15 protein-coding genes are annotated in these 18,945 nt (G+C 72.0%); 9 read left to right on the plus strand and 6 right to left on the minus strand.

What is annotated here, in order from left to right; translation table 11 throughout:
* The 3 genes from IF04_RS39235 to ptsP all read left to right on the plus strand — a co-directional run.
* The coding region (locus IF04_RS39235; protein ID WP_211259764.1) for a hypothetical protein at positions 1-221 on the plus strand (221 nt) is incomplete at its 5' end.
* 256 nt (positions 222-477) lie between these two features.
* Positions 478-927 (plus strand): PTS sugar transporter subunit IIA, encoded by a 450-nt coding sequence (locus tag IF04_RS0103320; protein ID WP_030250544.1) that lies wholly within the window; start codon positions 478-480, stop codon positions 925-927.
* 136 nt (positions 928-1,063) lie between these two features.
* The gene (ptsP, locus tag IF04_RS0103325; protein WP_030250547.1) at positions 1,064-2,734 is read left to right on the plus strand and encodes a phosphoenolpyruvate--protein phosphotransferase; all 1,671 of its coding nucleotides are present in this window, start codon (positions 1,064-1,066) and stop codon (positions 2,732-2,734) included.
* Positions 2,735-2,851: 117 nt separating this feature from the next.
* Here ptsP and IF04_RS0103330 read toward each other — a convergent pair whose 3' ends face one another.
* Positions 2,852-3,850: a hypothetical protein gene (locus tag IF04_RS0103330; protein WP_245654260.1), complete on the minus strand. Its 999-nt coding sequence runs from the start codon at positions 3,848-3,850 to the stop codon at positions 2,852-2,854.
* A gap of 168 nt (positions 3,851-4,018) precedes the next feature.
* The gene (locus tag IF04_RS0103335) at positions 4,019-6,028 is read right to left on the minus strand and encodes an acetoacetate--CoA ligase (RefSeq protein WP_030250553.1); all 2,010 of its coding nucleotides are present in this window, start codon (positions 6,026-6,028) and stop codon (positions 4,019-4,021) included.
* A gap of 338 nt (positions 6,029-6,366) precedes the next feature.
* Between IF04_RS0103335 and IF04_RS0103340 the strand changes: the two genes are divergently transcribed.
* From IF04_RS0103340 to IF04_RS0103355, 4 genes are all read left to right on the plus strand, one after another.
* Complete coding sequence (locus IF04_RS0103340) at positions 6,367-8,817, plus strand: glycoside hydrolase family 31 protein (protein WP_030250556.1); 2,451 nt, start codon at positions 6,367-6,369, stop codon at positions 8,815-8,817.
* Between the two features lie 131 nt (positions 8,818-8,948).
* Positions 8,949-9,665 (plus strand): methyltransferase, encoded by a 717-nt coding sequence (locus IF04_RS0103345; protein ID WP_078599795.1) that lies wholly within the window; start codon positions 8,949-8,951, stop codon positions 9,663-9,665.
* An 83-nt stretch (positions 9,666-9,748) separates the two neighbouring features.
* Positions 9,749-10,609 carry a M15 family metallopeptidase gene (locus IF04_RS0103350; protein ID WP_030250563.1) on the plus strand — a complete coding sequence of 287 codons (861 nt, stop codon included), beginning with the start codon at positions 9,749-9,751 and terminating at the stop codon, positions 10,607-10,609.
* Positions 10,610-10,678: 69 nt separating this feature from the next.
* Positions 10,679-11,029: an Mpo1-like protein gene (locus IF04_RS0103355; protein ID WP_030250566.1), complete on the plus strand. Its 351-nt coding sequence runs from the start codon at positions 10,679-10,681 to the stop codon at positions 11,027-11,029.
* Between the two features lie 27 nt (positions 11,030-11,056).
* Here the strand turns inward: IF04_RS0103355 and IF04_RS0103360 are convergent, their stop codons facing one another.
* The 4 genes from IF04_RS0103360 to IF04_RS0103375 form a co-directional block, all read right to left on the minus strand.
* The gene (locus IF04_RS0103360) at positions 11,057-11,869 is read right to left on the minus strand and encodes an ABC transporter permease (RefSeq protein ID WP_030250569.1); all 813 of its coding nucleotides are present in this window, start codon (positions 11,867-11,869) and stop codon (positions 11,057-11,059) included.
* Positions 11,870-11,977: 108 nt separating this feature from the next.
* On the minus strand, positions 11,978-12,826 hold the full coding sequence (locus IF04_RS0103365; protein ID WP_030250572.1) for an ABC transporter permease: 849 nt from the start codon (positions 12,824-12,826) through the stop codon (positions 11,978-11,980).
* A 109-nt stretch (positions 12,827-12,935) separates the two neighbouring features.
* Positions 12,936-14,141, minus strand: a complete 1,206-nt coding sequence (locus tag IF04_RS0103370) for an ABC transporter substrate-binding protein (protein ID WP_030250574.1) — start codon at positions 14,139-14,141, stop codon at positions 12,936-12,938.
* A gap of 168 nt (positions 14,142-14,309) precedes the next feature.
* Positions 14,310-15,386, minus strand: a complete 1,077-nt coding sequence (locus IF04_RS0103375; protein ID WP_030250577.1) for an ABC transporter ATP-binding protein — start codon at positions 15,384-15,386, stop codon at positions 14,310-14,312.
* Between the two features lie 279 nt (positions 15,387-15,665).
* Between IF04_RS0103375 and IF04_RS35445 the strand changes: the two genes are divergently transcribed.
* A complete protein-coding gene (locus tag IF04_RS35445) occupies positions 15,666-17,684 on the plus strand; it encodes a bifunctional diguanylate cyclase/phosphodiesterase (protein WP_169746106.1) in 2,019 nt (672 codons plus the stop codon).
* A 426-nt stretch (positions 17,685-18,110) separates the two neighbouring features.
* A complete protein-coding gene (locus IF04_RS0103390; protein WP_030250578.1) occupies positions 18,111-18,878 on the plus strand; it encodes an MIP/aquaporin family protein in 768 nt (255 codons plus the stop codon).
* Positions 18,879-18,945: the final 67 nt, after the last annotated feature.

Raw genomic sequence — 18,945 nt, forward strand, 5'->3', positions numbered from 1 at the left:
CATATCTGGCGTTGACTTTTGGCACGCTGTTGAGTTCTCAAGGAACGGACGCTTCCTTTGGTCCCGTTTCACCGGGCCCTCCGGGCGCTTCCCTTCGGTGTTTCACACTCTATCAGGTCTTTCTGGCCTTTCGAACCGCGCTCTTTTCCGTAGCCATTGCACGCATTGCAAAGCAATGCAGGCATACAGAATTGACCGAGATTCTCGGATCAGGACTCTGATGGGGTGCTGTCCCGGTCCTGGACCGCAGTGACTGCGGCCTCGTTTCCGGGGCAGGTGTTAGACAGTACAGGCGGGGTTGGGGCGAGGCAAATCGGGGGAAGGGCAGCGTCCAGCGGTACCCCTTCACACGCGTGATCGCGCCTCGCGTCTCTCATGCGGAGTGTCCACTTCTTATGACTTACGCTCTGACCGGTGCGCCGTCCGGGACAGGTAGTGACGGCGACCTGATAGATCTCCACCCCTGGGAGGCTTCCCATGACCACCGTGACGTCCCCGCTCGCCGGACGCGCCATCGGGCTCAGTGCAGTTCCTGACCCCGTCTTCTCCGGCGCGATGGTGGGGCCCGGTACCGCGATCGACCCGGAGCGTGAGCCTTCCGTGGCACTCGCGCCCGTGGAAGGCGTCGTCGTTTCTCTGCACCCGCACGCGTTCGTCGTCGTCGACAGCGCCGGGCACGGAGTGCTGACGCACCTCGGCATCGACACCGTTCAGCTCAACGGCGAGGGCTTCGAGCTGCTCGTCAACAAGGGGGACACCGTGACGCGCGGTCAGGGCGTCGTCCGGTGGAACCCCGCCGCCGTCGAGGAGGCCGGCAAGTCGCCGGTCTGCCCCGTCGTCGCCCTGGAGGCCACCGCCGACGCGCTCGGTGACGTGCGCGAGGACGGCGATGTAAAGGCCGGAGACCAGCTCTTCAGCTGGCAGTGATGCGCGGCGCCGTTCCGTAGGGCACGCGCGCGTGGCGCGCGCGGACGGCAGCGTGTACCGAGCGGCCCCACCGGGCCGCACGTACGACAGTTCAACGCGACGGCAATGACCGTCGCATCACACGGAGACGGGTGCAATGGAGACAACGCTGCGAGGCGTCGGCGTGAGCCACGGTGTCGCCATAGGCGAGGTGCGGCACATGGGGACGGCGGTGCTGGAACCGCCGGCCAAGCAGATCCCCGCCGAGGAAGCGGAGCGCGAGCAGGGGCGCGCCCGCCAGGCCGTGGAAGCCGTGGCCGCTGACCTGATCGCCCGCGGCAACCTCGCGGGCGGTGAGGCGCAGGCGGTGCTGGAGGCCCAGGCCATGATGGCCCAGGACCCCGAGCTGATGGCCGACGTCGACCGCCGGATCGCGGTGGGCAGCACGGCCGAGCGCGGTGTGTACGACGCGTTCGCCGCCTACCGGGCACTGCTGGCCGGTGCCGGGGAGTACCTGGCGGGCCGGGTCGCGGACCTGGACGACGTGCGGAACCGGATCGTCGCGCGGCTGCTGGGCGTGCCCATGCCGGGTGTGCCGGACAGCGACGAGCCCTACGTGCTGATCGCTCGGGACCTCGCGCCGGCCGACACGGCGCTGCTGGACCCGTCGCTGGTGCTCGGCTTCGTGACCGAGGAGGGCGGGCCGACCAGCCACAGCGCGATTCTGGCGCGGGCGCTGGGCGTGCCGGCCGTGGTCGCGCTGCCGGGTGCGCACGAGCTGGTCGAGGGCACGGTGGTGGCCGTGGACGGCTCCACCGGGGAGATCTTCGTGAACCCGAGCGACGAGAAGCGCGCGGAGATGGAGCGGGCGGCCGCGGAGCGGAAGGCCGCGCTGGCCGCCGCTACCGGGCCGGGCGCGACGTCCGACGGTCACAAGGTGCCGCTGCTGGCGAACGTCGGCGGTCCGGCGGACGTTCCGGCGGCGGTCGAGGCCGGTGCCGAGGGTGTCGGGCTGTTCCGTACGGAGTTCCTGTTCCTCGACGACAGCAAGAACGCGCCGTCGGAGGAGAAGCAGGTCGAGACGTACCGCCAGGTGCTGGAGGCGTTCCCCGAGGGCCGGGTGGTCGTGCGCGTGCTGGACGCGGGCGCGGACAAGCCGCTGGACTTCCTGACGCCGTCGGACGAGCCGAACCCGGCGCTGGGCGTGCGGGGTCTGCGTACCCTGCTCGACCACCCCGACGTGCTGCGGACCCAGCTCACCGCGCTGGCCAAGGCTGCGGAGGGGCTGCCGGTCTACCTCGAGGTCATGGCGCCGATGGTGGCGGACCGTACGGACGCGAAGGCGTTCGCCGACGCGTGCCGTGAGGCGGGGCTGCAGGCGAAGTTCGGTGCGATGGTGGAGATTCCGTCCGCCGCACTGCGGGCGCGTTCGATCCTGCAGGAGGTGGAGTTCCTGTCGCTGGGCACCAATGACCTGGCGCAGTACACCTTCGCCGCCGACCGTCAGGTCGGTGCGGTGTCCCGGCTGCAGGACCCGTGGCAGCCCGCGCTGCTCGACCTGGTGGCGATCTCGGCCGAGGCCGCCAAGGCCGAGGGCAAGAGCTGTGGTGTGTGCGGCGAGGCGGCTTCCGACCCGCTGCTCGCGTGTGTGTTGACGGGCCTGGGTGTCACCAGCCTTTCCATGGGTGCGGCGTCGCTTCCTTACGTGCGCGCGACGCTGGCGAAGCACACGCTGGCGCAGTGCGAGCGTGCCGCGTCGGCGGCGCGTGCGGCGGACACTGCCGAGGAGGCCCGTCTGGCGGCGCAGGCGGTGCTCTCCGGGGAGTGACCGCAGGTTCTTCTCCTTGACGGCGCAGTGCCGTGTGGTGATGCCGTGTTCCGATGGCCGTCCCGCCCTTGTGGCGGGGCGGCCATCGGCGTTTCGGGCGGGCTGCCCGCCCGACTGTTATGTGTCTCCGCAGTGCTGGTGGGGGTATGCGGGCTGCGGCACGGCGATGCCGGGGAGGTAGTCGACGCCCGGCTCGGGTGAGACGGGGTCGCCGGTCCTGGCGTCGGTGCAGTACGCGGAGAAGACCTCGGCGGCGGTGAGGGCGCGCAGCCAGGTGCCGTGCAGGGACCAGCCGCGTACCTCGTCGCCGTGCTCGTCGTCGAGGGTGCGGGCGACGACGCCGCCCGGGCGGCGCAGGGCGATGCCGGCGGCGAGCACCGTGCAGAAGATCAGTGCTTCCGCTTCGGCCAGGTGGAGTCGGCCGTCGGGGTGCGCCGTGGCGTGCAGCGCGGCGAGCAGCGGGCTGCCGTCGCCGGCGGGGACGCTGCAGACGAGGTGGTGTCTGCCGGGGCCCAGGGCGTCGAGGAGTCGGAGCATGGCCTGGGAGGCGTTTTCGAAGGCGTCGTGGGCGGTGTCGCCGTCGCAGGCGGGGCAGCGGCCTGCGGTGGCGAGGAGGGCGCCGGCGCGGTCCCAGGTGTCCTGGCGGTCGGCTTCGTCGAGGAGTGCGGGCAGGGTGTCGGTGAGGCGTCGTCCGGTGTACGGGACGGTGGCGCCGGCCGCGGCCATTTCGGTGGTGTAGCGGGCGCGGCTTTCGGGTCGGTCGGGGTGCAGACCGTTGTCGGTGCAGTAGGTGGCGTATTCGCCGGGGTCGAAGAGGGTGAGGGTGGTGTGCCGGCCCTGGGCTGCGAGGGTGCGGAGCAGGCCGTCGAGCCGGCGGAGGTAGCCGGGGTGGTCCTGGCCGGTGAAGGGGAAGGTGCGGTAGCGGCTCATGGCCGCGAGGTCGTCCGGTGTCGGCAGGACGGCGAGGGTGCCGGGGATTTCGCGGCTCTGCCGGCGCCGGGCGGCAGCGGTGCGGCGGCGGGCGTGGCCTGCGGGTCCGCGGGCGCGGCGGGTGGTGCGGTGGTGTCCGGCGGCGGGCTCGGTGCCGGGCCGGGTGCGGCGTGCGGTGCTGGTCATGATTTCCCCCTTGGTGCTGCTGGTGAGCGGGCGCGGGCCGGCCGGCCCGGGCTCGTGTGTCGTCATCGCTGGCGACTCATTGCTCACTGAGCGTAAGCGAGGGGTCTGACAATGGCGTGCGTGAGCCGCCGGAATCGCCTGTGACCAGGCATTTCCGGCGGCTCTTGATCACTTGGCGCGGTCGGCGGCGATCCGCTCGTAGAACCGGAGAAGTTCGAGGTTGTCGACGGAGCCGGGGTTGACGGCCTTTTCCAGCGGGGTGCCCTGGAGGAGGCGCTTGACCGGGACTTCGATGCGCTTGCCGGTGAGGGTGTGCGGTACACCGGGGGCTTCGATGATGTCGTCGGGGACGTGGCGCGGCGAGAGCTGGGTGCGGATGGTCTGCTTGATCCGGCCGCGCAGGTCGTCGTCGAGGACGGCGCCTTCGGCGAGGTGGACGAAGAGCGGCATCCAGTAGCCGCCGTCGGGGAGTTCGAGGCCGATGACGAGGGATTCGCGGATTTCGGGGAGGCGTTCGACGGCCTCGTAGATGTCGGCGGAGCCCATGCGGACGCCCTGGCGGTTGAGGGTGGAGTCGGAGCGGCCGTGGATGACGACGGTGCCGCGTGCGGTGCGGGTGATCCAGTCACCGTGCCGCCAGACGCCGGGGTACATCTCGAAGTAGCTCTCCCGATAGCGGCTGCCGTCGGGGTCGTTCCAGAAGCGGATCGGCATGGAGGGCAGCGGGTTGGTGACGACGAGCTCGCCGACCTCGTCGGTGAGGGGCTTGCCCTGGGGGTCCCATGCCTGGACGTCGGTGGCGAGGCAGGGTGCCTGGAGTTCGCCGATGTACACCGGGAGGGTGGGTACGGCGCCGGCGAAGCAGCTGCAGACGTCGGTGCCGCCGCTGACGGAGGCGATCCAGAGGTCCTCGGCGACTTCGTCGTGCAGCCAGCGGAAGCCGTCGGGGGGCAGTGGGGAGCCGGTGGTGGCCACGCACTTGACGCGGGAGAGGTCGTAGTCGCGTCCGGGGTGGACGCCGGCCTTGGCGCAGGCCATGACGTACGCGGCGGAGGTGCCGAAGAGGGTGGCGCCGGTGCGTTCGGCGATGCCCCACTGGGCGCCGGTGTCGGGGAAGCCGGGGCTGCCGTCGTACAGGACGATCGTGGCGCCCACGAGGAGGCCGGCGGCGAGGAAGTTCCACATCATCCAGCCGGTGGAGGTGTACCAGAAGAAGCGGTCCTCGGGGCCTAGGTCGCAGTGGAGGCCGGCCTGCTTGAGGTGTTCGAGGAGGATGCCGCCCTGGGACTGGATGATGGCCTTGGGGAGGCCGGTGGTGCCGGAGGAGTACAGGACCCACAGGGGGTGGTCGAACGGCACCTGCTCGAAGAGCAGCTCTTCGTCTCGGGAGGCGATGTCGTCCCAGTGGAGTGCGCCTTCGGGGGCTTCGGTACCGAGGAGCGGGATGTGCACGACGGCGGTGAGGCTGGGGAGTTCGGCGCGCAGCTCGGCCACTGTGGCGCGGCGGTCATGTTCCTTGCCGCCGTAGCGATAGCCGTCGACGGTGAACAGGACGGCCGGCTCGACCTGCTGGAAGCGGTCCAGGACGCTGCGGGCGCCGAAGTCGGGGGCGCAGGAGGTCCAGACGGCGCCGACGGCGGCGGAGGCCAGGAGGGCGACGACGGCCTGCGGGATGTTGGGTACGTAGCCGCTGACGCGGTCGCCGGGGCGGACGCCGAGGCGGCGGAGTTCGGCAGCCAGGGAGCCGACCTGGGCGCGGAGTTCGGCCCAGGTGACGGGGGTGGGTTCGTGGCTCTCGTCGACGTGCAGGAGGGCGGGGTCGGCGGCCCTGGCGGGGTCCTCGCCGGCGCGCAGGGCGTGCTCGGCGTAGTTGAGGGTGGCGCCGGGGAACCAGCGGGCGCCGGGCATCGTGGCGTCGGCGAGCACGGTGTCGTACGGGGTGCTGAAGCGGACGTCGAACCATTCGGCGGTGGCGCGCCAGAAGGTGCTCAGCTCTTCGACGGACCAGCGGTGCAGTGCGGCGTAGCTCGCGGCGGGGTCACCGGGGGTGGCGGCGGGCGCTCCGTGGTGGGTGGCGGCCCACTCCTGGAAGCGGGTGACCTGTGCTCCGGCGATACGGTCCGCGCCGGGCTGCCACAGGGGCTCCGGGTGGGGTGCGGGCTGCGGTGCGGTGGTCATCATGCGGCTCCCGGGCTGTACACGGTTGGTGTGCCGGTCCGTGCGCTGCGGTGGGCGGTGCCGTCGGCCGTCCCGGGCCGGCGGTGTCCGACGCGTCCGTAGGGTGCGCAGGACACGACTGGTCAGGACGATGCCACGTGATCGACTTCCGCACCAGGGTGGGCACCCCACATTCGGGGGGAGGGGTATGTGGCGCGACCACGGTGTGAAGGGCGTGTCCGAAGGCGGGCCGCTGCTCCCGTAGTGCGGTGTCTCTTTTACGGACACAGCAGGTCAACGCAGGTAAACGGAGTCTGAACGATGCCTTCATCGGCGTGTGTCGGTGGCAGGCTGACGGTATGGACGGGCGGGATCTGGTGCGGTCGGCACGGATGGTCAGGGCGGTGGGCGCCGTACAGGGGTGGTTGTCGGTGCGGTCGGCGCTGCGCCGGAGGCGGGCGGACGCGGCCGGGCTCTCACCACGGGGTGCGGAGCGGGCACGCGTACCGGGTACGGCGGTGGGGGCGGAGCCGGAGCCCGGTGGCGGAGTGGTGCAGTTCGCGCGGTCTTCGCTGCGCATTCGGGTGACGGCGGGCGGCGCGGTGTTCTGCGGCTGGGACGGGGCAGTGCCGGAGCCGTCGTACGCGCTGGTGGGGATGGGCCCTGAGGCGGACGGCCGGGCGGAGCTGGAGCCGGACACCGAGGGCGGCTGGCGTGTGGTGTCGGAGCGCGTGACGGTCGCGGTGTCGCGGTACGGCGCGGTGGAGATCCGTACGCCGGGCGGGGTGGTGCTGCGTCGGGAGCTGCCGCCACGGTGGTGGGACCGCGTACCGGAGGGCGCATCGGGGCGCGATGCTGCGTCCGGGGGCGGTCCGGACGAGGGAGCTGCGTCTGAAGAAGGCGCGCGGGTCGGGACGTACGGGGAGTCGCGGTGGGTGCAGCGCTCCGAGGTGGCGGCGGACGCGCGGTTCTTCGGGCTGGGCGGCCGTGCCAACGGGCCGCGGCTGCGAGACGGCACGTACCGGCTGTGGAACACCGACCCCGGGGGCGCGTTCGGGCCGGGTGATGACCCGCTGTCGCTGACCATGCCGGTGCAGCTGGTGGTCGCGGACGCGGGTACGCATCTGGTCTTCCACGACAACTCCTGGGACGGGCGGGTCACGCTGCACGAGGGTGAGGAGGGCCGGGGTTCGGGGCACGACAGGGCCGGTTCCTGCGAGCTCCGGATGGACGGTGGTCCGCTGCGCTACTGGGTGCTGACGGGGACGCCGGCCCGGGTACTGCACGGGTGGGCGTCGCTCACGGGCGCGCCCGCGCTGCCGCCCCGCTGGGCACTCGGGCACCAGCACGCCCGGTTCGGGTTCGGTGATGCCGCGGAGGTGCGGCGGGTGGCTGCCGGCTACCGTGCGCGCGGTGTGCCGCTGACGGCGCTCCACCTGGACATCGACCACTTCGACGGCCACCGGGTGTTCACGGTGGACCGCACCCGCTTCCCCGACCTGCCGGGGCTCGCCTCGGAGCTGCGCCAGGAGGGGGTGCGGCTGGTGTCGATCGTTGATCCCGGGGTGAAGGTGGAGCCGGGGAACGCGGTGTACGAGAGCGGGGCGGCGGCCGACGCGTTCGTACGGGAGGCGTGCGGGCGCGAGGCGCGGGGCGCGGTGTGGCCGGGCGAGGCGGTCTTCCCCGACTTCACGGACGCCCGGGTGCGCAAGTGGTGGGGCGGGCTGTACACGGAGCGGCTGGCGCAGGGGTTCGCGGGCGTGTGGCACGACATGAACGAGCCGTCCTCCTTCGTGGCGTTCGGGGACCCGACGCTCCCCCGGTCCGCGCGGCACGCCCTGGAGGGCCGGGGCGGGGACCACCGGGAGGCGCACAACGTGTACGGGCTGGCGATGGCACGCGCCGGCTACGAGGGGCTGTGCGAACTGCGCCCCGATGAGCGGCCGTTCCTCTTCTCGCGCTCCGGGTGGGCCGGACTGCAGCGCTACGGGGGCACGTGGTCGGGGGACGTGGCAACCGGATGGCCGGGACTGCGGGCCTCCTTGTCGCTGGTGCTGGGCCTGGGGCTGTGCGGCGTTCCGTACAGCGGCCCGGACATCGGGGGCTATTCGGAGGTGCCGTCGGGCGAGCTGTACCTGCGGTGGTTCCAGCTGGGCGCTTACCTGCCGCTGTTCCGTACGCACTGTGCGCACGACGCGGGGCGCCGGGAGCCGTGGGAGTTCGGGGACGAGGTACTGGAGCACGCGCGTGCGGCGGCTCTCGAACGCGAGCGGCTGCTCCCCTACGTGTACACGCTGGGCCACCTGGCCCGGCTGACCGGCGCTCCGTATGTGCGCCCGCTGTGGTGGGGCGCACCGCGCGACCGGGCGCTGCGCGACTGCGAGGACGCGTTCCTGCTGGGTGACGCGCTGCTGGTGGCGCCGGTGCTGGAGGCGGGGACGCGGCGGCGGGCCGTGCGGCTGCCGCGCGGGCGGTGGCACGACACGGCGACCGGCGAGGCGTACGACGGGCCGGGGCAGGTGGTGGTCGAGGCGCCGCTCGCGCGGATTCCGGTGCTGGCACGGGCGGGTGCGGTGCTGCCGGTGGCGGGCGCGGACGGCGGTATCGAGCTGGAGGTCTGGGCACCGGCTCCGGGGCGCAAGGGCGGCGGAATCGTCGTGCCGGATTCCGGGGACGGTTGGGAGCGCCCGCGCGTTGAACGGATGGAGTCGCGGTGGGAGGCGGGACGCGTGGTGGTGAGCCGGGCGGACGGGGAGCCCGTTGAGTACAGGGTGCGGATCCGCGGAGGCGGGTCCGAGGCGGGGAGCTGAGGCCGGGGGGGCCTGAGGCCGGGGGGTGAGAAGCCGGGTCCGGTGCGGACGGGGAACGCGACAAGACCGAGTACGAGCTCACCGCGACTGGTGAGGAGCTGCGGGACGGGCATCCCGGTGGGCTGCGCCGGATGCTGGACACCGGGACCGCGATCGGGCGGGCCGACCTCGCTGCCGTCGAGCTGCCGCACTCCGTACGGACGGGTGCGGCGGCATTCCCGGAGCGGTACGGGCGGGACTTCTGGGCCGACCTTCGGACGGACCCGGCGCGGACCGCCGACTACGACGCGCAGATGGCGGCCGACGTGACGTCGTGGGCCGAGGCCGTGCTGCCGGTGTACGACTGGGCCGGGCTCGGGCGGCTGGTGGACGTCGGTGGGGGCGACGGCACGATGCTCGCCGCCCTGCTGAGGGCCCATCCGGGGTTGCGGGGCACGGTGTTCGACCAGCCGGTGACGGCGCGGGCCGCGCGGGCCACCCTCGCGGCGGCCGGGGTCGCGGACCGTGGGGACGCGGTGAGCGGCGACTTCTTCGGAGGGCTGCCGTCCGGTGCGGGCGGCTATCTGCTGTGCGCCGTGCTCCACGACTGGGACGACGAGGCGGCGGTGGCGATCCTGCGGAGCTGCGCGCGGGCGGCGGGCAGTACGGGCAAGGTGCTGGTGGTGGAGAAGTTCGGCGCGGGTGGCGAAGCGGTCAGTACGGGGATGGACCTGCGGATGCTGGTGTACTTCGGCGGCCGCGAGCGGGGCATCACTGACCTGACGGCGCTGGCCGCGCGGGCGGGGCTGGAGGTGAGCGGGGTCCATCCGGCGGGGCGGCTGGCGGTAGTGGAGCTGGTGGCGCGCTGACGCGGTGTTCGGGCGGGACCCAACGCCGTCGGCCGCGCGTGGTGGTCTTCCGCCGGCCGGGCCGGGCCTGGTAGACGATGGGCATGCCAAGACTTGCTGCCGCGCTGCGCGGCCTCGCCGTCACCGCCGCCACCCTGGTCTCCGTCGCCGCCCTGCCCTCGGGGGCCGAGGCCCAGCAGCCGCACGGAACGCCGTCCTCCGCACCGGCCGTGCCGGCGAAGGAGGCCAAGGACCCGAAGGCGCCCAAGGAGTTCGTGGCACTGCGGGATATGGATCCGACGATCCGGCAGGAGATCCGGTACTACACGCCGCACAACTTCATGGGCGTACCGGTCACCGGTTACCAGAAGCCGATGTGTCTCCTGACGCGGGACGCGGCGGAGGCACTGCACCGTGCGCAGATGTCCTTCCTCAAGGAGGGCTACACGCTGAAGGTGTACGACTGCTACCGGCCGCAGCGGGCGGTGAACCACTTCGTGGAATGGGCGAAGGACCTGGACGACCAGCGCATGAAGGGTGAGTTCTATCCACAGGTCGACAAGTCGACGCTCTTCGAGGACGGGTACATCGCGGAGAAGTCCGGGCACAGCCGGGGCAGCACGGTGGACCTGACCCTGGCGAAGCTGCCGGCGCCGCCGACCCGCCCGTACGTGCCCGGTGAACCCCTGCAGCCCTGCTATGGCCCGCAGGACGAGCGGTTCCCCGACAACTCGCTCGACATGGGCACCGGTTTCGACTGCTTCGACACCTTGGCGCACACCCTCGACCCGCGCATCAAGGGAGAGCAGCGGAAGAACCGGCTGCTTCTGAAGGAGGGGCTGGAGAAGACAGGTTTTGTGAACTACGAGAACGAGTGGTGGCACTTCACCTTCCAGCCGGAGACGTTCCCCGACACCTACTTCGACTTCCCCGTCGCGCGGAAGTCGCTCGCCGGACGCCACTGACCATCGCGGACTCCACTGACAACTGCGGACGCCACTGACAGCCGTCGCGCACCGGGCTACGGTGCGCCCATGACGACACGGGAATTCGCCACCTACGAGGACTTCTGGCCGTACTACGTCGCGATGCACTCCAAGGCCGCGACCCGGTGGGTGCACCTGACGGGCACGCTCACCGGGCTCGCGGTCTCGGCGTACGGGCTGATACGACGGCGCCGGAAGCTGCTGCTCGGACTGCCGCTGATCGGTTACGGGACGGCCTGGCCCGCGCACTTCCTCATCGAGGGCAACAACCCGGCCACCTTCGGGCACCCGGCCTGGTCGCTGCGCGGTGACGCGCAGATGATCCGCATGATGCTGGCGGGCCGGGACGCCGAGCTGGACGAGATCGCCCGCAAGTGGCTCGCGGAGAACGCCCAGTAGGCCGTCCCTGCCGCCTTCCTGCCGGGGTCAGAGCCGCCCGCCGGCCGAGTCCGACGACAGTCGCTGGGCCACGTACACCGGTATCACCGACAGGGCGATGAGCAGGGCGGCGACGACGTTGATGACGGGGGCCTGGTTCGGGCGGGCCAGGTTCTCGTAGATCCAGATGGGCAGCGTCTTCGTGCCCGGTCCCGCGGTGAACGTGGTGACCACGATCTCGTCGAAGGAGAGTGCGAAGGCGAGCAGAGCGCCCGCGAAGAGGGCCGAGCGCAGCGCGGGCAGCGTGACGTGGCGGAAGGTCTGGGCGGGGCGGGCGCCCAGGTCGGCGGATGCCTCGGCGAGCGAGGGCGCGATGCGGCGCAGCCGGGCGGCGACGTTGTTGAAGACGATGACGACGCAGAAGGTCGTGTGGCCGACGATCACGGTGAACAGGCCGAAGCCGATGCCGAACGGGTCCAGGACGGTGCGGAAGGCCGCGTTGAGCGCGATGCCGGTGACGATGCCCGGCAGCGCGATGGGCAGCACGACCAGGAACGAGACCGTCTGCCGGCCGAAGAAGCGGTGCCGGTGAACGGCGAAGGCGGCCAGTACGCCGAGGACGAGCGCGATGGCGGTGGCAGCCAGACCGGCCTGCAGGGAGGTCCACAGGGCATCCCGTACGCCCTGGCTGTGTGCGGCACGGACCCACCATTCGCCGGTCAGCCCGCTGGGCGGCCAGGCGAAGGAGCGGTCGGCGTTGAAGGAGTTGAGGAGGACCAGGAGCAGGGGCACGTGGACGACCGCCAGCCCGGCGGCCATGAGCACGCCGAGCACGACGCGGACGGTGCGGGTCAGATGCACCTCAAAATCCTCCTCGGAGGCGGGAACCGGGGCGTCCGGCGGTCCGTTGTCACTGTGAGTACAAGGTCACCACGCTGAGTACGGGGTCACAGCACTGAGAACGGGGGGTCACAGTGAATCCAGCGCACCCGCGCGCCGTACGGCCGCCAGGTAGCAGACGACCAGCACGACCGGTACGGCCGAGAGCGCGGCGGCCAGCGGGAGGTCGAGAGTCACCTGTGACGCGATGACATTGCCCAACAACTGGGTACGGCCGCCGACGATCTGGACGGTGAGGTAGTCGCCGAGGCTGAGGGAGAAGGTGAAGACGGAGCCGGCGAGCAGGGCGGGGCGCACGGCGGGCAGGACGACGAGGCGCAGGGTGCGCCAGGCGCCGGCGCCGAGGTCGGCGGATGCCTCCAGGTGCGGGGTGGGCAGCCGCTCCAGGGCGGCGAAGACGGGGAGGATCATGTAGGGGAGCCAGAGGTAGGCGAGGACGAGGACGGCGGCGGGCAGGCCGTAGCCGGGGCCGGTCAGGCCGAGCGGGGCGAGCACCGCGTTGACCAGGCCGTGTTCGCCGAGCATGACGCGCCAGGCGTACGCCTTGACGAGGTAGCCGGCCCACAGGGGCATGAGCACGGCCACGAACAGGGCGCGCCGCCACCGCCCCGACGCCACCCGCGCCATGAAGAAGGCCATGGGCAGGGCGAGGAGGGCGTCGATCAGGGTGACGGCGACGGCGACGCCGAGGGTGCGCAAGGTGATGGTGCGGTAGACGGGATCGGTGAGGAGGGTGCGGAAGTTGTCGGTGTTCCAGATATGGACGACGTCGGAGGTGAAGCTGTCGGTGGTCCAGAAGGCGGACAGGAGCAGGACGGCGAGCGAGCCGAGGTAGGCGAGGCCCAGCCACAGCAGTGGTGGCGTGAGCAGCGCCGCCAGCCTCAGTCGCGCTCCCGTGCGGGAGGTCCCCGCAGGCACCGAAGTCGCCGAAGGCCCTGAAGGCCCTGAAGGCCCTGAAGGCTTCGAGGCGGAAGTCTCCGAAGCCGACGTATCCGAAGTCGAAGGCACCGAGGTCACCGGGTCGCTCTCAGCCCTTGATCTCCGTCCAGGCACGTGTCCACTGGGCGTAGTCGGTGCACTGCACGTTCGTCCTGCCGTCCAGGCACTGCTTCACGGGGGTGGTCCAGAAATGCACGCGCTTGTAGTAGCTCTCGTCATCGGCGTGGTAGGTGGCGCAGTGCTTGGGGTCGGCCGTCTCCTTGCACGCCTCGGCGTTCGCCGGAGCCTCGCCGAAGTACTCGGCGACCTGGGCGTTCACCTTCGGCGAGACGATCCAGTCGAGCCACTTGTAGGCGCAGTTGGGGTGCTCGGCCTTGGCGGCGACCATCCAGGTGTCCGACCATCCGGTGGCGCCCTCCTTGGGCAGGACGGCCTTGACCGGGGCCTTCTCGGCCTTGGTGAGGTTGGCGATGACCTGCCAGGTGGTGCCGATGACGCTGTCGCCGCCCTTGAAGGCGGTGACTTCCTTCTGGTAGTCGCTCCAGTACTCCCCGATGTTGCCGTGCTGCTTCTTCAGGAGCGCGACGGCGGCGTCCAGTTGCTTCTGATCCAGCGCGTAGGGGTTCTTGATGCCCAGCTGCGGCTCGGTCTTCATCAGGTACAGCGCGGCGTCGGCGATGTAGATGGGCGAGTCGTAGGCGGTGACCTTGCCGGCGTGCTTCGGGGCGTCCTCGAAGACGGCCCGCCAGGAGTCGGGGGCCGGCTTGACCTTGTCGGTGCGGTACATCAGGAGGTTGGCGCCGCGGCCGTGCGGGATGCCGTACATCTGCCCGTCGACGGAGTTGAACGGCTGCTTCTTGAGGCCCGCGAAGATGTCCTTGTAGTTCGGGACGAGCTTGGTGTTGACGGGAGCGGCGTCGCCGGAGGCGATCAGGCGAAGAGTCGCGTCGCCGGAGGCGGAGACCGTGTCGTACTGACCGGTCTTCATCAGCGAGACCATCTCGTCGGAGGTCCCCGCGACCTTGGTGTTGACCTTGCAGCCGGTCTGCTTCTCGAAGGGGTGGACCCAGTCGGTATTCGGGTCGTTGGAGCCGTCCTCGGCGTAGCCGGCCCAGGCGATGATGTTGACCTGGCCCTCCCCCTTGCCGAGCGTCTTCTTCATGGGGACGTCCGGTGCGCGGAAGCCGCCGCCCCGGTCGTCGCCGCCTCCGCCGCTCCCCCCGGAGCCGCACCCCACGGCCAGCAGCAGGACCGTGGCCGCCGCGGCGGCCTTCCATACGTTCGTGTTGCGCATCCGGTTCTCTCCCGTCGCACACGGCGTCAGACACAGGCTCCGAGCGGAGCCAGTATCCGGATCAAGGCGGCGCTCCACCAGTGCGCGTCGGGACACGATCGGGTCAAGTCGGCGGGCGGAGCCCGGACTTCAGGTCCGCGCGTCGGCCCGCCGAGGCAGCGGGGGCCCTCAGCTCGGTACGGGATACGCGTCGTCGGCGTCCCAGGCGAGGCGTACAGGGGTGTCGGCGCGGGCCGGCAGGGCGGACCCGGAGGTGTTCAGACGGAGCACGGTCAGCCGGTCGCCACCCTCGTCGAGCCGGACGCGGAAACGGGTGTGCGGGCCGGCGTGCGCGATGTCGGTGATCCGGCCGGTCACCGACCGCTCCCCCGGGCTCCCCGTCCCGGCGCGGTCCCACTCGTCGAGTGGCGTGATCCGTATGCGTTCGGGGCGGATGCTGTACGTGCCCGGGCGGCCCGTCAGTCGCTGTGCTGCCGCGCCGCGCACCAGGTTCGTCACGCCCACGAATCCGGCGACGAAGGCGGTGGCCGGGCGGTCGTAGATCTCCTGGGGCGGACCGGTCTGCGCGATGCGGCCGCCGTCGAGTACGGCGAGCCGGTCGCTCATCGTCAGCGCCTCCTCCTGGTCGTGAGTGACCAGGAGGAAGGTGATGCCGGTGGTGCGCTGGATCTGTTTGAGCTCGGTCTGCATCTCCTGGCGGAGCTTGAGGTCCAGGGCGCCGAGCGGCTCGTCCAGGAGGAGCAGCCCGGGGCGGTCGACGAGGGCGCGGGCGAGCGCGACGCGCTGCCGTTGGCCGCCGGAGAGCTGTGCCGGGCGCCGGGCGCCGTAGTCCTCGAGCCGTACGGTGGCGAGCGCCTCGCGTGCCCGGGCCCGGCGTTCGTCCTTGCGGACGCCGGCTACGCGCAGCGCGTAGCCGACGTTCTGCTCGACCGTCATGTGCGGGAAGAGGGCGTAGTCCTGGAAGACGGTGTGCACGTCGCGGCGGTGCGGGGGCAGGGCGGTGACGTCGCGGCCGGCCAGTTCGACGCGGCCGGAGGTGGGACGTTCGAAGCCGGCGATGAGGCGCAGGAGGGTGGACTTGCCCGATCCCGAGGGGCCGAGGAGGGAGAAGAACTCGCCTTCCTGGATGGCGAGTTCGGCGTGGTCGACGGCGCGTACGGTGCCGAAGTCCTTGGTGAGGGCGGTCAGACGCACCGCCGTTGCGGGCGGCGCGGGCCTCGTGCCCGGCGTTTTGTCCTCGGCCATGCGGTCTCCTCCCCGGTGGGCGGCTTGATCGCGCCGGGTGACTGTACCGGGGCGGCGGGGGCCGCGTCACGGGCGCGGGGCGCCCTTCGGGCGCTGCCTGCCCCCGGCGCCGGCCCGTCGGTCGCCGCCCGCGGAGCTTCGGTGTGTGCCGCCCCTTGGGCGCAGCCCGCCGTCGGTAGTGGCCCGGCGGTCGCCGCATTCTCGCGATGGGGTCGAAGCGTGCGTGAACAGCGCGTGAACCCTGCTGCGCGAGGGGCGGGAGGGAGGCATGCTGTCCGCGTGCCTGCCTGGACGGACCAGCTCCGATTCGCCTACCAGCCCGTCGTGAACCTCACGACCGGTTCCGTCGCCGCGCTGGAGATACTCGCCCGCCCCGAGCACGGGGACGTGCTCACCCAGGCCCGCCGCTCCCCCGGCGTCGACGTCGAACTGGCCGCGCTCGCGGTGCGGCACGCCACGCAGCGCGAGACGCTGCTGCCGCTGCAGGTGAACCTCTTCGCCACCACCGCGGCGGAGGTGCCGCAGCTGACTGCGCTGCGCGCGGCGGTGCGTGCGGTGGGGCGGCGGCCGTGCGAGATCACCCTGGATCTGACCGGGCCGTACACGCATGTACCGGCTCGCGCGCTGCTGGAGGCGGTGGCGGGCCTGCGCGCCGACGGCTTCCGTATCTGCGTGGACGGGGTGGGCGACGGGGACATTCCGCTGCGGCTGTTGGGCGACCTGGCGCCGGATGTGATCAAGCTGGATGCCTCGCTCTGCACGGACCTGGACGCCCGGCCGGGGCGCGCGGCGGTGGTGCGGATGGTGCGGCAGCTCTGCGACGAGTTGGGCGGGCTGCTGGCGGTGGAGGGGGTGGAGACCGAGCGGAGTTACGCGGCGGTGCTGCGGGCCGGCGCGCAGCTCGCCCAGGGGCACCTCTTCGCACCGCCTGCGCGTCGCCCCACAGCCGAGGTCTTCGTGCCGGCACGGGTACCGTCGGCGCCCGTGCCGAGCCCGGCCCAGGCCCTGTCCACCCCCCTGTCGAGCGGGGCGCCGTCCGCCGAATCGCGGAGCGCGGCCCAAGCCCCGTCCGCGCCGGAGCCAAGCCCAGCCCAGGACCAGACCCCGGCCCCAGCCCCATCGCCCGCCATGCCCGTCGGTGGCCAAGATGGCCCGCCCGTTGCGCAGTTTCTGCAGCCGGCCGCGTTGTTGCCGGTGAGTGCGTCGGCGGAGGAGGTGCGGCGGCGGCTCACGGGGCTGCCGGATGTCTCCGGGGTGCTGTTGGTGGACGCGGACGGCGTTCCCGTACGGGCGGTGGACCGGGACCGGTTCCTGCTGTCGCTGTCCGGGCGGTACGGGCACGCGCTGTACGCGGACCGGCCGGCGCTGCGGCTGGGCGACCGGCCGCGTACGGTCGGCGCGGGCGCGACCGCGTGGGAGGTGCTGGACGTCATCGCGGACGGCGATCGGGCCCGTACGGGGGACGACGTGGCGGTGGTGGACGAGCGGGGGCGGTGCATCGGGGTGGTGCATCTGGCGGACATTCTGCGGGCGCTGGCGGAGAGCCGGGTGGAGGAGGCCGCGCGGCTCAATCCGCTGACCCGGCTGCCCGGTTCCGACGCGGTCAACGGGGAGGTGGACCGGCGGATCGCGCAGGGCCGGGCCTTCGCCGTCAGCTGGCTGGACGTGGACGGATTCAAGCAGGTCAACGATGGCGCCGGGTTCGCGGCGGGGGACGAGCTGATCCGTGCGGTGGGCACGGCGCTGGACCGGGCGGCGCGCGGCGACGCGGCCTGCCGGGTGGGTCACATCGGGGGCGACGACTTCCTGATACTGACCGATCCGGAGGGGCTGGAGGCGATCGCCGCGGCGGTACTGGACGTGCCGTGGTCGGCGGGCGGGCGTCCTGTAACGCTGTCGCTGGCGACGGTGGTGTGCCCGGCCGGCGCGGTCACCGGGCACGCGGAAGCGGCCGCCGCGCTGGCCCCGCTCAAGAAGGCGGCGAAGGGGCTGGCCGGCGCGAGCTGGGTGCTGCGCAGGCACGGTACCGCCCACCACGAAGTGCGCCGAGGCCGGATGCCCCGCCCGACGCCGAGCCCAGCACCAGGCCAGGCCCCCAGCCCGACGCCCGGTCCGGCGCCCAGTCCGGCGCCCAGTCCGGCGCCCGGCCCAACACCCGACCGGACACTCAGCCCATCGCCCGGCCCGGCGGCCGCCGCATACGCCGCCAGCCCCGAGCCTCACGCCCCCGAACCTCACCCCGTCGAGCCTCAGACATCCGGAGGCCCACGCGATCGAGCCCCAGGTGTCTGCCGGTGAGCGACACGACCACTTGTCTTCCGGTGAGCGGCACAGTCACCTGTCCGCCGGTGCCCCACAAGCGAACAAGGGCCCAGCAGGGGCGCGTGATAAGCACCGCGCACTGAGTGGTGGCAGTCGTTGCCGTCCATCTCCTTGACGGCCCATCACGGCCGGTGAACACTTCCGGTGTCAGTCGGCGTGCCGTACGCAGGCTTCCCCCGACCGCGTGGTGATGCCGCGCGTTCCTGTGCCCCACCGGCGCCCTGCCGTACTGACACGCTCGTCGCGGAGGCCGGGCGGGATGCGGGACAACACGGCCGTCCGCTCCGCCCCGTACGGCTGCCTTGGCGCGTCCGGAAATCTGTGGCCGGGCCATGGGAGAAGTACGCACCCTGCACGGAGGACCGGGGTCCGTTCCCCGGGCAAGGGCCCAAGGAGCCGCAGATGTATTCCAATGGGGACATATTCGTCGGTGAAGTCATCGGCACGGCGATCCTGATTCTCTTCGGCGCGGGCGTCTGCGCCGCCGTCACACTGCACTACTCCAAGGCGAAGTCGGCCGGCTGGGTGGCCATCGCGTTCGGCTGGGGCCTCGGCGTGCTCGCCGGGGCCTACACCTCGGCACCGCTGTCCGGCGGCCACCTCAACCCGGCCGTCACCCTCGGCTCCGCCGTCGCGGGCGGCACGCCGTGGTCGAAGGTGCCGCTGTACATGGTGGCGCAGCTCATCGGGGCGCTCATCGGCGCGGCGCTGACCTGGGGCGTGTACTACGCGCAGTTCGCGGCCAACTCGCAGGCGGACAAGGCCCAGCCGACGCTGGGGATCTTCTCCACCGGACCGGAGATCCGCAAGCCGGTGGCGAACCTCGTCACCGAGATCATCGCGACCGTCGGCCTGGTGCTGCCCATCCTGTTCTTCGGTGAGAACAAGGGCATCGGCATCGGCCCGATTCCCGGCACGGACGGCGGGGTCTACGGCTCCGGCATCAACGTGCTGCTCGTCGCCCTGCTGGTCGTCGGCATCGGTCTGTCGCTCGGTGGCCCCACCGGGTACGCGATCAACCCGGCCCGTGACCTCGGCCCCCGCATCGCGCACGCGCTGCTGCCCATCCCGAACAAGGGCACGTCCGACTGGAGTTACGCGTGGGTGCCGGTCGCGGGCCCGCTGATCGGCGCGGTGCTCGCCGCCCTGGTGTACAACGCGGCCTTCTGACCCGCGTGCGGGGTCATGATCATGACTCCCTCCGTGCGCGGCCTTCCGACCGCGCCGTTCCGCCCGC

The organism is Streptomyces violens (assembly GCF_000717745.1).
GTDB lineage: Bacteria > Actinomycetota > Actinomycetes > Streptomycetales > Streptomycetaceae > Streptomyces > Streptomyces violens.